The organism is Klebsiella sp. 10-1, from assembly GCF_009758445.1.
GTDB classification, from domain to species: Bacteria; Pseudomonadota; Gammaproteobacteria; order Enterobacterales; family Enterobacteriaceae; genus Klebsiella; species Klebsiella scottii.
In genome coordinates, this window is the sequence record NZ_WQRE01000001.1 from 1,602,215 (window position 1) to 1,615,645 (window position 13,431).

Here is a 13,431-nt window from a genome sequence, read left to right on the forward strand (position 1 = left end):
CAACCGCCGGTAGAGCATCGCTTTCCCGATGGGGAGGGCGATAATGCGCGCGCTTACCGGCATCAAGCTTGACGGCGTTTCATTCGCTTTCGGCGCCAACACCGTTCTCAATAATATCGATCTGCATATCGAAGCGGGTAGTATCGTCGCGCTGCTGGGGCCATCCGGCTGCGGCAAAAGCACGCTGCTGCGCCTGCTGGCCGGGCTCACCGTTCCCGCCAGCGGCGAGATCCGCTTTGGCGACCGCCTGGTGGCGAAAGCCGGCTGGGGGATGGCCCCGGAGCAGCGCGATATCGGCATGGTTTTCCAGGATTACGCCCTGTGGCCGCATATGACCGTGGCGCAAAACATCGCCTTTCCGCTGCGCATGCGCGGGGTGCCTCGCGGCGAACGCCAGCAGCGGGTTAGCGCCGCGCTGGCGCGGGTCGGGCTTACCGGCTTCGCCGAGCGTAAACCCTCCGGCCTGTCCGGCGGCCAGCAGCAGCGCGTCGCCCTGGCGCGGGCAATTGTCGCCGAACCTCGCGTGCTGCTGTTTGATGAACCCCTCTCTAACCTTGACAGCGAGCTGCGTGAGTCGCTGTGCATTGAGATGAGCCGTCTGCTGCGCCAGCTTGCCATCACCGCCGTCTACGTGACCCACGATCGCCGCGAAGCAGAGCTGCTGGCTGACCGTATTGTGCATTTATCAGCGGGCAGCGTTGCCGCCGTCCGCATTGTTACTTCATCCTCAGGGGAACCCGCATGAAATCCGTTATGACCTTTAAGAAAGGAGCTGTGCTCGCGATGATGCTGTCGGCCACGATGATGTCCAGCGCCCACGCGCTAACCGTTTACACCGCCGGTCCAGGCACGCTGGCGAAAGGTCTCGCCAGCGGCTACGAAAAGAAAACCGGCGTGAAGGTCAATATTTTCCAGGCCACCACCGGTAAGGTTATGGCGCGCCTTGAAGCCGAGCAGGCCAACCCGCAGGCGGATGTGCTGATCTCGGCCTCGTGGGACACCGCGGAAGATCTGCATTCCCGCGGCTGGCTGCTGGCGTATCAAAGCGCCAACGCCGATAAGGTGCCGGCCAATCTGAAATCGGCTGATTACGTTGCGCAGGGCATTTCGGCGCTGGGGATCGTCTGGAACAGCAAAAGCGGCACGCCGGAACCGAAGGAGTGGCGCGACCTGACGGAAGCGGCGTTTAAGGACAAAGTGACCACCCCGGACCCGGCGCTGTCCGGCGCATCTCTGGATTTGCTGATCGGGCTGCAGAACGGGATGGGTGATAAGGCCTGGGCCCTGTTCGATGAGCTGAAAAAGAACGGGATGGTGGTCAGCGGGCCTAATGCGCAGGCGGTGACGCCGGTGATGCAGGGCGCCAAGGCGGCGGTATTCGGCGCGGTGGACTACGTCTCTTACGGCAATATTAGCCAGGGCGAATCGCTGAAGGTGATTTTCCCGGCCAGCGGAACGGTAATTGCGCCGCGTCCGATGATGATCCTTAAAACCACCCAGCATGCTGACGATGCCAAAGCCTTTGTCGACTACGTCCTGTCGCCGGAAGGTCAGGCGATGGTCGCGGACGCCTGGCTGATGCCGGCGCGATCCGACTTCCCGGCGAAGCGCCCGCTGCTTAACGAGCTGAAGATCCTGCCGACCAGCGGCGACGGCAGCAGCGAACGTCGCGCGGTACTGACCCGCTTCAACACGCTCTTCGCGCAGTAATCTGCTTTCCCCCTTGCCGTGCCGGCCTGACGTTGGCCCGAGCGCGGCGGGGGGAATCCTCGCTTGCAGGAACATACGGTGAATCAAAAACTCATTTCCGGCGTTACGCTAGCGGCGCTGCTGGTGCTGGTGGCACTGCCGCTGTTTTTTATCGTCTTACAGGCGATATTTCCCCACTTCAGCGCCGGTTCGCTGGCCGGGGCGTTTAGCGGCGTCGCGACGCTGTTTGCCGACCCGCAGCTGCCGGCGATGCTCGGCGGCACCCTGTGGATCGCCTGCGGCGTGGCGCTGGTCAGCGTCGCCATCGGGCTCCCGCTCGGGGTGCTGCGCGGGCTGTTTAATCTGCCGCTGCCGCGCCTTTGGGATCTGCTGTTCTTAATTCCTTTTCTCACGCCGCCCTATATCGCCGCCCTGTCGTGGATGCTGGTGCTGCAGCGCAACGGCTATCTGCAGCAGCTCACCGGCTGGGATCTTAACGACCTGCTGTTCAGCCGCAGCGGGATCGTGCTGGTGATGGCGCTGAATATTTTCCCGGTGGTCTATTTTGCCGTCTCCCGGAGCCTGCTGGCGAGCGGGCAGCGGCTGGCTATCGTGGCGCGCGTGCACGGCGCCAGCGCCTGGCGGGCATTCTGGCATATCACCTTGCCGATGCTCTCTCCGGCGCTGGCGGCGGGCATGCTGCTGGCGTTTACCCTGGCGATTGAGGAGTACGGCGTCCCCGCGGCGCTGGGCTCCCGCGCGGGAGTGGTGATGCTGACCGTCGGGATTGAGAAGAAGCTTGCCGACTGGCCCATCGATCTCAACGGCGCATCGCTGCTCTCGCTGCTGCTGATCGTCGTCGCGCTGCTGGCCTGGTGGCTGCAGCGCCGTCTGGTGGGGGATAAAGAAGTGACCAGCGTGACCGGCAAACCGGGTGAAAATAGCGGGGCGACGGCGGGCTGGTTTACCCTCCCGGCGCTGCTGCTGATGGCGACGGTCGCCGGGCTGGCGGTGGTGCTGCCGGTGGCATCGACGGTTGTCACCAGCCTGATGGGCACGCTGTCGGGCGGAATCAGCGCGGATAATTTTACCTTTAACCACTTTATCGCGCTGTTTAACCAGCAGGGCGACGCGCTTTCGGCGCTGGGGACCAGCCTTTCTCTGGCGCTGGCCTCGGCGCTGATTGTTGGCCTGCTGGGGCTGGTGGCGGCGTGGCTGGTGCTGATCCAAAAAATAAGGGGCAGCGCCATTGTCGATGCGCTGTCGCTGATGCCGGCGGCGCTGCCCGGCGTGGTGGTCGGGGTGGGGCTGATTCTGCTGTGGAACCGCCCGTTCTGGCCGGTTTCGCCGTATAACACCTGGTTTATGCTGCTGCTCTCCTACTGCTGTCTGCTGCTGCCGTGGCCGGTGCGCTACGTGGGCAGCGCGCTGCGCCAGCTCGGTAATAATCTGGAACCGGCGGCCAGGGTGCACGGCGCCTCGCCGCTGCAGGCGCTGCGCCTGATCGTGCTGCCGCTGGTGTTTCCGGCGCTGCTGGCGGCGATGCTGATGGTGTTTGCGGTCGCCTCGCGGGAGCTGGTGACCTCTCTGCTGCTGGCCCCGGCGGGCACGCAGACCGTGGCGGTGTTTATCTGGCGTCAGTTTGAGCAGGGCTCGGCGGGACAGGGAATGGCGATGGCTACGCTGACCCTGCTGACCGGCCTGACGCTGATGCTGAGCGCCCTGGCGCTGATGCAGCGCAGCGCGCGCTGAGCCTCACGACCGCACAAAAATACCGGTGGGACGGAAAAAATACGCTATAAATGACGCACACCGATTGCTGGAGACATTGATGAGCCCATTTTTACGTGCCTATTTTTCTCGTCTGGGCTGGACGGGAACCCCGGATGTGTCGATTAACACCCTGCGGACGCTGCATATCCATCACAACAGCGCGATCCCGTTTGAGAACCTCGATGTTCTGCTGCCGCGGGAGATTCACCTTGACGATCGGTCGCTGGAGGAGAAGCTGATTAATGCCCGCCGCGGCGGCTACTGCTTCGAGCAGAACGGCCTGTTTGAGCGGGCGTTGAGCGAGATTGGCTTTTCGGTACGTAGCCTGCTGGGCCGCGTGGTACTGGCGAATCCGCCGCAGATGCCGCCGCGAACCCACCGCCTGCTGCTGGTGGAGGTCGACGGCGAGCGCTGGATTGCCGACGTCGGCTTCGGCGGGCAAACGCTGACTGCGCCCATCAGGCTGCTGGCGGACGTTGCGCAGCAGACCCCGCACGGCGTCTATCGCCTGCTGCATGAAGGCGAGCGCTGGACGCTGCAGTTCAGCCATCATGAGCACTGGCAGTCGATGTATCATTTCGATTTAGGCTGCCAGTTTGCCGCCGATTACGTGATGGGCAATTTCTGGTCCGCCCACTGGCCGCAGTCGCATTTCCGCCACCACCTGCTGCTGTGCCGCCACCTGATTGACGGCGGGAAGATGACCTTAACCAATTTTCATTTCACCCACTGGGATAACAGCCGGGTGGTGGAAAAGGTCGATTTGCCCGACGTCGCCGCGCTGTATGACACGCTGCAAACGCGCTTTGGCCTCGGCGTGAATGACGCGAAGCACGGCTTTAGCGAGACGGATCTCGCGGCGGTGATGGCGGCGTTTGACACCCATCCGGACGCGGGTAAATAGCGGGACTACTTAAGCGCCGGCATTGCTGCCGGCGCTTAACGCTGCTGCTCTCCCGGGAGAGAGACTCAGCGCCTTGAACGCACCACCTGGTAGCGGCGGGTCAGGTACTCGATCGGCGCGCTCCAGACGTGGACCAGGCGGGTGAACGGGAATATCAGGAAGATAGTCATCCCCAGCACCAGATGGACGCGGTAGATAAACGCCACGCCGTCAAGATGCGCCGAAGCGCCGGCGTGGAAGGTCACCACCGCCTGCGCCCAGTCCACCAGTTTGAGCATTTCGCTGCCGTCCGGATGCCGGGCGGAGAAGGGGATCGTCGTCAGGCCAAGAAGGCACTGAATCAGCAGGATGCTGAGGATCATAATATCCGCCGTCGACGAGGTCGCGCGAATGCGCGGGTTGGTCAGGCGGCGGATCAGCAGGCCCGCTCCGCCGATAAGCGTCAGCACGCCGCAGGCGCCGCCGAGGATCATCGCCATCAGCTGCTTTTGCGACATCGGAAGGAACCACGAATAGACCCAGTGCGGCGTCAGCATGCCGAACAGGTGGCCGAAGAAGATGCCGAGGATGCCGATGTGGAACAGGTTTGACCAGAGCACCATACCGCGTTTGTCGAGCATCTGGCTGGAAGCGGCGCGCCAGGTGTACTGGCCGTAGTCGTAGCGCAGCCAGCTGCCGAGCAGAAACACCGTGCCGCAGAGGTAGGGGTAGATATCGTAAAATAAGACGTTGAGGTACTGTATCATTTCGGGCCTCCGGCACGGATGTCGACGTACTGCGGCGCGACGTCCTGGCTAAAGCGTCGTTGATAGTTTTGCAGCGGAGAACTGTCGCAGGCGGTGGCTTTATCTTCGATAAATTTCACCTGCTCCTCTTCCCACACCGCATCCAGCGCCTGGCGGGTATCATCGCGCTTTTCACCCGCCACATGATTAGTGACACTGTCACTATTGAGTTTGCTGCCGGCCAGCGCCAGCAGCGCGTCAAACAGCCGATAATACTCGCACTGCCGCTGCTTGAGCCGCCCGCCGAGCAGCGCCAGAATCGGCGCGACGTTCTGCAATCCTTCGCGGCTGCCCGCCGGCGGCAGGGTGCTGAGATACTCCAGATACAGCGGTAAATGGTCCGGCAGTTCGCGGCAGTCGATCTGCAGGCCGGCCTGCTCATACTGATTCATCAGCTCGACCATCGCCTGGCCGCGGTCGCGGGACTCCGCGTGCACGTGCTCGAACAGCAGCAGCGAGGTGGCGCGCCCGCGCTCAAAGACTTCGCACCACTCGGCCTGACGGTCGAGCAGCGGGGCGGCCAGCAGCGGTTCAACAAACGGCAGCAGCGCCGGCGCATCGGCGCTGACCAGCGCCAGCGCCTCCTCGCGGTTGTCCCACAGTACTTCGTCCGGGTACTCCAGCAGCAGACCGATTACCTTGAGGATGCGCATTAGTCTCTCTCCCCGATATTGATCGCATCGATGCGTTGGCTGTTGAACAGGTTGAATTTGCTATCCGATCCGTGGCAGCCGTCGCCGAAGGTGAAGCCGCAGCCGTTGCATTCCGGGAAGGCGTCTTCCGCCATTTCGCGATGGCTGGTGGGGATCACGAAGCGGTCTTCGTAGTTAGCGATCGCCAGATAGCGGTACATATCCTCAACCTGCTCGACGCTGAGGCCGACTTCCTCAATGGCGCGGGTATCGGTGACGCCTTCTACGGTCTGCGAGCGCTTGTAGTGGCGCATCGCCATCATACGCTTCAGGGCGCGCAGCACCGGGCCGGTGTCGCCGGCGCTCAGCAGGTTGGCCAGATACTGGACCGGAATACGCAGGCTTTCGACCGCCGGCAGAATGCTGCCGTTGTTCGGCAGGCCGCCGGCGTCGGCGACGGACTGGATCGGCGACAGCGGCGGGACGTACCAGACCATCGGCAGCGTGCGGTATTCCGGATGCAGCGGCAGCGCCAGCTTCCAGTCCATCGCCAGCTTATAGACCGGTGATTTCTGCGCGGCGTCGATGACGTTATGCGGGATACCCTGCTTCAGGGCCTCTTCAATTACCGCCGGATCGTGCGGGTCAAGAAATACGTCGCACTGACGTTCGTAGAGGTCGGTTTCATGCTCGGTGCTGGCCGCTTCTTCGATGCGGTCCGCGTCATACAGCAGCACGCCGAGATAGCGAATACGCCCGACGCAGGTTTCCGAACAGACCGTTGGCTGACCGGATTCGATGCGCGGATAGCAGAAGATGCATTTTTCCGACTTGCCGCTTTTCCAGTTGAAGTAGATTTTTTTGTACGGGCAGCCGCTGATGCACATCCGCCAGCCGCGGCATTTGTCCTGGTCGATCAGCACGATGCCATCCTCTTCACGCTTATAGATGGCGCCGCTCGGGCAGGTGGCGGCGCAGCTCGGATTGAGGCAGTGCTCGCACAGGCGCGGCAGGTACATCATGAAGGTGTTTTCGAACTGGCCGTACATCTCTTTCTGCATCGCCTCGAAGTTGCGATCGCGGGCGCGCTTTTCAAACTCGCCGCCGAGCAGCTCCTCCCAGTTGGGACCCCAGGTGATTTTATCCATCCGCTTGCCGCTGATCAGCGAGCGCGGGCGGGCGGTTGGCAGGTGTTGGCCTTCGGGTGCGGTATGCAGGTGCTGATAGTCGTAGGTAAAGGGCTCGTAATAGTCGTCGATCCCCGGCAGCACCGGGTTGGCGAAGATTTTCGATAGCACGCCGACGCGGCTGCCGAGGCGCGGCGTGAGCTTGCCGGTGATCCCTCGGATCCAGCCGCCTTGCCACTCCTCCTGGTCTTCCCAGTTTTTCGGATAGCCGATGCCGGGCTTGGTTTCGACGTTGTTAAACCAGGCGTACTCCATGCCTTCGCGCCCGGTCCAGACGTTCTTGCAGGTGACCGAACAGGTATGACAGCCAATGCATTTGTCGAGGTTTAGCACCATCCCGACCTGTGAGCGTATTTTCATTTTTTCGCCTCCTGTACCCGATCGGAACCTTCGTCATCCAGCCAGTTAATATTTTTCATTTTTCGAATCATGATGAACTCGTCGCGGTTAGAGCCGACGGTGCCGTAGTAGTTAAAGCCGTAGGCCAGCTGCGCGTAGCCGCCGATCATATGGGTCGGTTTCGGGCAAATACGGGTCACCGAGTTATGGATCCCGCCGCGCAGTCCGGTGACTTCAGAACCCGGAATATTCATGATTCGTTCCTGGGCGTGGTACATCATGGTCATCCCAGGCGGCACGCGCTGGCTGACCACCGCGCGGGCGGTGAGGGCGCCGTTGGCGTTGAACGCTTCAATCCAGTCGTTATCCTCAATCCCCAGCTCCCTGGCGTCGGTTTCGCTGAGCCAGACGATCGGCCCGCCGCGCGACAGGGTCAGCATCAGCAGGTTTTCGCTGTAGGTGGAGTGGATGCCCCATTTCTGGTGCGGGGTCAGGAAGTTGAGCGCTTTTTCCGGGAAGCCGTTGGGCGGGATCGCCTTCATATGGCTGACGCTGCGGGTATCTATCGGCGGCCGATAGACCACCAGGCTTTCGCCGAAGGCGCGCATCCAGGGGTGATCCTGATAGAGCTGCTGGCGGCCGGAGAGCGTGCGCCACGGGATCAGCTCATGCACGTTGGTATAGCCGGCGTTGTACGAGACGTGCTCGCTCTCAAGGCCGGACCAGGTGGGGCTGGAGATGATTTTGCGCGGCTGGGCCTGGATATCGCGAAAGCGGATCTTCTCGTCTTCTTTATTGATCGCCAGGTGGCTGTGCTCGCGGCCGGTAAACTCGCCGAGGGAGTGCCAGGCCTTCACCGCCACCTGACCGTTGGTTTCCGGCGCCAGGCTGAGGATCACCTCGGCGGCGTCTATCGCGCTGTCGATGCGCGGGCGGCCTTTAGCCGGGCCATCGAGCTTGACGTAGTTGAGCTTGCCGAGGAAATCGACCTCGTCCTGGGTATTCCACGAAATCCCTTTGCTGCCGTTGCCCAGCTTGTCCAGCAGCGGGCCAAGGGAGGTAAAACGCTCCCAGGTCGCCGGGTAGTCGCGCTCAACTACCGCGATGGTCGGGGCGGTCTTCCCGGGGATCAGGTCGCACTCGCCCTTATGCCAGTCGAAGACGTCAAAAGGCTGCGACAGCTCCCCCGGGGAGTCGTGCTGCAGCGGCAGCAGCACCACGTCGGTCTCTTTATCAAGATGGCCGACGCAGACCTGGGAGAAGGTTTTGGCGATATCTTTGTAGATTTCCCAGTCGCTTTTCGCATCCCAGGCCGGATCGACGGCGGCGGAGAGCGGATGGATAAACGGGTGCATGTCCGAGGTATTCATATCGTCTTTTTCATACCAGGTGGCGGTCGGCAGGACGATATCGGAGAACAGGCAGGTGCTCGACATGCGAAAATCGAGGGTCACCAGCAGGTCGAGCTTGCCCTCAATGGCGGCGGTCTGCCACTCCACCTCTTCCGGCTTCACCTCATCCGTCGCCCCCAGCTCATCGCCCTGAATGCCGCTGTCGGTCCCCAGCAGATATTTGAGCATGTACTCGTGGCCTTTCCCGGAAGAGCCCAGCAGGTTGGAGCGCCAGATAAACATATTTCGCGGATGGTTTTTGCCGTTATCCGGCTGCTCGCTGGCAAAGCGGATATCGCCGGATTTCAGCGCCTGGGCGGTGAAGTCGGCGGGAGAGAGTCCGGCGGAATCGGCCTGCTGCTTAATGGTCAGCGGGTTGACGCTCAGCTGCGGCGCCGACGGCAGCCAGCCCATGCGCTCGGCGCGGACGTTAAAATCAATCAGGTGGCCGCTAAAGCGGCTGGCATCCGCCAGCGGGGAGAGCAGCTCCTGCGCGGTCAACTTCTCATAGCGCCACTGACAGGAGTGATTGTAAAAATACGAGGTGCTGTTCATCTGGCGCGGCGGGCGGTTCCAGTCGGTGGCGAAGGCCAGCGGCAGCCAGCCGGTTTGCGGGCGCAGCTTCTCCTGACCAACGTAGTGCGACCAGCCGCCGCCGCTTTGCCCGATGCAGCCGCAGAACACCAGCATGTTGATCATCCCCCGGTAGTTCATATCCATGTGGTACCAGTGGTTGACGCCGGCGCCGAGGATAATCATCGAGCGCCCGTGGGTTTTATGCGCGGTGTCGGCGAACTCCCAGGCGATCTGCTCGATATGTCGGCGCGACACGCCGGTGATCTGTTCGGCCCAGGCCGGAGTGTAGGCTTTGAGATCGTCAAAATCCTGCGCCGCGCTGGCGTCATCCAGGCCGCGATCGAGGCCATAGTTGGCGAGCACCAGATCGTAAACGCTGGCCACCAGGCCGCTTTCGCCGTTTGCCAGCGCCAGCTGCTTAACCGGCAGCTGATGGATCAGCACCGGCTCCTGCTTAACGCTGCGAAAATGCGGGTTTTCGTTACCGCCAAAGTAGGGGAAGCCCACCGCGGCGACGGAGTCCTTGATATCCAGCAGCGAGAGCCGCAGCTCGGTCTCTTTGCCGGCCGCCAGCGGTTCGAGGTTCCATTTCCCTTTCTCGCCCCAGCGGAAGCCGATCGAGCCGTTAGGCGCCACCAGCTCCCCTGCGGCATTGAAGGCGACGGTTTTCCATTCCGGGTTATTGCTTTCACCCAGCCCGTCCAGCAGGTCCGACGCGCGCAGCATGCGCCCGGGTACCCAGCTGCCGTCGTCGCGCCTGTCGAGCATCACCAGCATCGGCATATCGGTGTAGTGGCGACAGTAGTTGAGGAAGTAATCGCTGGGGTTATCGAGGTGGAAGCGCTTAAGGATCACGTGGCCCATCGCCATAGCCAGCGCGCTGTCGGTGCCCTGTTTGGGCGCCAGCCACTGGTCGCAAAGCTTGGCGACTTCCGAATAATCCGGAGTAATAGCGATGGTTTTGCTGCCTTTATAGCGCACTTCGGTGAAGAAGTGGGCATCCGGCGTTCGGGTCTGCGGGACGTTGGAGCCCCAGGCGATGATGTAGCTGGAGTTGTACCAGTCGGCGGATTCCGGCACGTCGGTCTGCTCGCCCCAGGTCATCGGCGAGGCGGGCGGCAGGTCGCAGTACCAGTCATAAAAGCTCAGGCAGGTTCCGCCGATCAGCGACAGATAGCGGGTTCCGGCGGCGTAGGAGACCATCGACATCGCCGGAATGGGCGAGAAGCCGACCACGCGATCCGGACCATAGTTTTTAATGGTCCAGACGTTGGCGGCGGCGATCAGTTGGTTGAGCTCTTTCCAGGTCGAGCGAATAAATCCGCCTTTCCCGCGCGCCTGCTTGTAGCTCAGGCATTTCTGCGGGTCCTGCATGATGCTGTTCCACGCGTTCACCGGGTCCGGGTGCTGCGCCAGCGCCTCGCGCCACAGCTCAATCAGCCGCTTGCGCGCCAGCGGGTATTTCAGGCGGTTGGCGCTGTAGAGGTACCATGAGTAGCTGGCGCCGCGCGGGCAGCCGCGCGGCTCATGGTTCGGCAGGTCAGGGCGGGTGCGGGGATAGTCGGTCTGCTGGGTTTCCCAGGTGACGAGCCCGTTTTTAACGTAGATTTTCCAGCTACATGAGCCTGTACAGTTTACGCCGTGCGTGGAGCGGACAATCTTATCGAACTGCCAGCGCTGGCGGTAGCTATCCTCCCAGTCACGGTTGGTGTTGTACACCTGACCGTGGCCGTTGGCAAAGCTCTCGCCCTTTTGCTTAAAGTAGCGAAAGCGATCCAGTAGTTTGCTCATGACATTATCTCCTGACGGGGGATTGCGCCCCCGTGGTTACATTGCTCAACATGCATTTATTATTTTGTTTATTTCGTCGCCGGCCTGCGGCGCCCGTAGACCAGCCAGGTCACCAGCACGCAAACCACATAAAACACAAAAAAGATCTTCATGGCGCCGACCGGGGAGCCGGTCATGGCCAGCGAGGTGCCGAAGGCTTTGGGGATGAAGAAGCCCCCCACGGCGCCAATGGCGGAGATAAAGCCGAGCGCGGCGGCGGTATCGGTCACCGCCTCATGCTGGGCCTGTTCGTCGGTACCGCCGCGCTTTTTGACGCTATCGACGGTGATTTGGCGAAAGATCACGGCGATCATCTGGAAGGTGGAGCCGCTGCCGAGGCCGGCGGTCAGGAACAGCCCCATAAACACCACGTAAAAGGCGAGGAAGCTGCCGGAACCGGAGCCCGGCAGGGTGAGAAACAGCAGGCCGGTAAACAGCGCCATCAGGATAAAGTTGGCGAGGGTCACGTTAACCCCGCCGAGGCGGTCAGAGATAATGCCGCCAAACGAACGGGCCAGGGCGCCGATAAACGGCCCAAAGAAGGCCAGCTGCAGGATATTGACGTCCGGGAACTGGGTTTTCGCCAGCATCGCAAAGCCCGCGGAAAAGCCGATAAACGAGCCGAAGGTCGCGAGATACAGCAGGCTCAGCAGCCACATATGCGGACGTTTTAGCACCGGCAGCTGATCGCGAATGGAGGTTTTGGAACCAGCGATATCGTTCATGCCGAACCAGGCGGCCGCGGTGGCGATCAGCAGCAGCGGGACCCAGATAAGCGGCGAGTTGCCCAGCCACAGGGTTGAGCCGTCCGGCTGCCCGGCGCCGCGCACGCCGAGGAAGGTAAACAGCGGGAGGAAAACGAAAACAGGCGAGAGCAGCTGCATCACGCTGACGCCGAGGTTGCCCAGCCCGCCGTTCACGCCCAGCGCGCTGCCCTGTTTTGCTTTCGGGTAGAAAAAGCTGATATTGCCCATGCTGGAGGCAAAGTTGGCGCCGGCGAAACCGCACAGCAGAGCGATGATGATAAATATCCAGTACGGCGTAGCCGGGTTCTGTACCGCGAAACCGAGCCACAGGCATGGCACCACTAATATAACGGTACTGATTACCGTCCAGTAGCGCCCGCCAAATATTGGCACCATAAACGAATAGGGCACGCGTAATATTGCCCCGGAAAGCGAAGGAAGGGCGGTTAATAAAAAGAGCTGGTCGGTAGTGAAATTAAATCCTACTTTATTAAGATTCACCGCTACTGCGCTAAATAACATCCATACGCAGAAGGCGAGTAGCAGACAGGTTACTGAAATAAAAAGGTTTCTCCGCGCGATCTTTTTACCTTTATTTTCCCAAAATGCCGGGTTTTCGGGTCGCCAGTCTTTTAAAAGGTAATGATTATCTTTCTCATTTTGTATTGACATATTGCCCTCGATTGCACCGTGACCAAACAAAAATAGAGATGAGAAAACAGAAAATTAAGCTGAGGCTGTTATGAAGGCTGGTCGTTTTAATTATTGTAATGTTTGAAAGAATAGATAAAAAAAACGGTGCAGAAGAAAACACGCGGCGAATAGAGGGTTGTTATTTGTTACAAAATGTAAATAATATGTTGCATGAAAGGGCGCTGCTGGCCGCATAAGCAGGAGGGCCGCGCTGGGTGAACCGTCTCCCACCCGCGCGGGCGGGCGGGAGACGTCGGGCCTGCCGGTTATTCAGGAAGGGCGAAAAAGCTCCATCATTATATAATGGTTTATATATCGACTAAAGGCAGCGTCATCAATCTCTTTCATTCCCAGCGCGTAAATACCGTCTAATCCGCAGACGAGAGCGATGAGCCGCCACGCAATATTCTCCGCGCTATCGCCGGGGTGAAACTCCCCGGCCGCGGTTCCGTGCTGAATAATGTTGACCGTCTCTTCGTGCCACAGGCTCATGGTGAGCAGGTAGGCCGCTTTGATATCGCGATCGCTGCTGGAAAGCAGCTGCCCCTCGCGCCACAGGCGAATGTACGGCTCCAGTCGGCCATCTTCGCTGCCCAGCATCGAAAACAGACGCTCGTTCCAGCTTGCCGCGTCATCAACCAGCTGGATGGCCAGCATATCCCGAATCAGCTGGACGAAGGCGTGGGCCTTAAGCTCGCCGATGGAGGTGAAGTGGTGGTGCAGCTGCCCGGTAGCAACGCCGGCCTCGCTGGCTATTTGCCGGACGGTCATCGCGCCAAGGCCACCGCGCAGGGCCACGCGCATCGCCGCCTGCAGGATAACTTCCCGACGATCTTCCCGACTTAAATAGTTCATATTCTCCCGCCGTGCAGTGGTTTTCATTGAT

10 protein-coding genes are annotated in these 13,431 nt (G+C 60.9%); 4 read left to right on the forward strand and 6 right to left on the reverse strand.

The genetic code is table 11. The features are described 5' to 3' along the window. Nucleotides 1–40 precede the first annotated feature (40 nt). The 4 genes from GO007_RS07615 to nhoA all read left to right on the forward strand — a co-directional run bounded on the left by GO007_RS07615 (nucleotide 41) and on the right by nhoA (nucleotide 4,366). The gene (locus GO007_RS07615) at nucleotides 41–745 is read left to right on the forward strand and encodes an ABC transporter ATP-binding protein (RefSeq protein WP_189339843.1); all 705 of its coding nucleotides are present in this window, start codon (nucleotides 41–43) and stop codon (nucleotides 743–745) included. Next, nucleotides 742–1,710 carry an ABC transporter substrate-binding protein gene (locus GO007_RS07620; RefSeq protein ID WP_095097643.1) on the forward strand — a complete coding sequence of 323 codons (969 nt, stop codon included), beginning with the start codon at nucleotides 742–744 and terminating at the stop codon, nucleotides 1,708–1,710. Before GO007_RS07615 ends, GO007_RS07620 begins: the two co-directional genes overlap by 4 nt. Nucleotides 1,711–1,788: 78 nt before the next feature. After that, on the forward strand, nucleotides 1,789–3,441 hold the full coding sequence (locus GO007_RS07625) for an ABC transporter permease (RefSeq protein ID WP_095097646.1): 1,653 nt from the start codon (nucleotides 1,789–1,791) through the stop codon (nucleotides 3,439–3,441). Between the two features lie 79 nt (nucleotides 3,442–3,520). After that, nucleotides 3,521–4,366, forward strand: a complete 846-nt coding sequence (gene nhoA, locus GO007_RS07630) for an N-hydroxyarylamine O-acetyltransferase (protein WP_095097649.1) — start codon at nucleotides 3,521–3,523, stop codon at nucleotides 4,364–4,366. 65 nt (nucleotides 4,367–4,431) lie between these two features. On the opposite strand, the gene narI is transcribed toward nhoA, so the two are convergent. From narI to GO007_RS07660, 6 genes are all read right to left on the reverse strand, one after another. Beyond that, entirely contained in the window at nucleotides 4,432–5,112 is a 681-nt protein-coding gene (gene narI, locus GO007_RS07635) for a respiratory nitrate reductase subunit gamma (RefSeq protein ID WP_095097652.1), read from the reverse strand. Further along, the gene (narW, locus tag GO007_RS07640; protein WP_095097655.1) at nucleotides 5,109–5,804 is read right to left on the reverse strand and encodes a nitrate reductase molybdenum cofactor assembly chaperone; all 696 of its coding nucleotides are present in this window, start codon (nucleotides 5,802–5,804) and stop codon (nucleotides 5,109–5,111) included. Before narW ends, narI begins: the two co-directional genes overlap by 4 nt. Continuing rightward, on the reverse strand, nucleotides 5,804–7,330 hold the full coding sequence (gene narH, locus GO007_RS07645) for a nitrate reductase subunit beta (protein ID WP_095097658.1): 1,527 nt from the start codon (nucleotides 7,328–7,330) through the stop codon (nucleotides 5,804–5,806). The genes narW and narH overlap by 1 nt, the downstream gene beginning before the upstream one ends. Further along, nucleotides 7,327–11,067 (reverse strand): nitrate reductase subunit alpha, encoded by a 3,741-nt coding sequence (locus GO007_RS07650; RefSeq protein ID WP_095097660.1) that lies wholly within the window; start codon nucleotides 11,065–11,067, stop codon nucleotides 7,327–7,329. The genes narH and GO007_RS07650 overlap by 4 nt, the downstream gene beginning before the upstream one ends. 68 nt (nucleotides 11,068–11,135) lie before the next feature. Then, nucleotides 11,136–12,524 carry a NarK family nitrate/nitrite MFS transporter gene (locus tag GO007_RS07655; RefSeq protein ID WP_095097662.1) on the reverse strand — a complete coding sequence of 463 codons (1,389 nt, stop codon included), beginning with the start codon at nucleotides 12,522–12,524 and terminating at the stop codon, nucleotides 11,136–11,138. Nucleotides 12,525–12,815: 291 nt separating this feature from the next. Next, the gene (locus GO007_RS07660) at nucleotides 12,816–13,400 is read right to left on the reverse strand and encodes a TetR family transcriptional regulator (protein WP_095097664.1); all 585 of its coding nucleotides are present in this window, start codon (nucleotides 13,398–13,400) and stop codon (nucleotides 12,816–12,818) included. Nucleotides 13,401–13,431 lie beyond the last annotated feature (31 nt).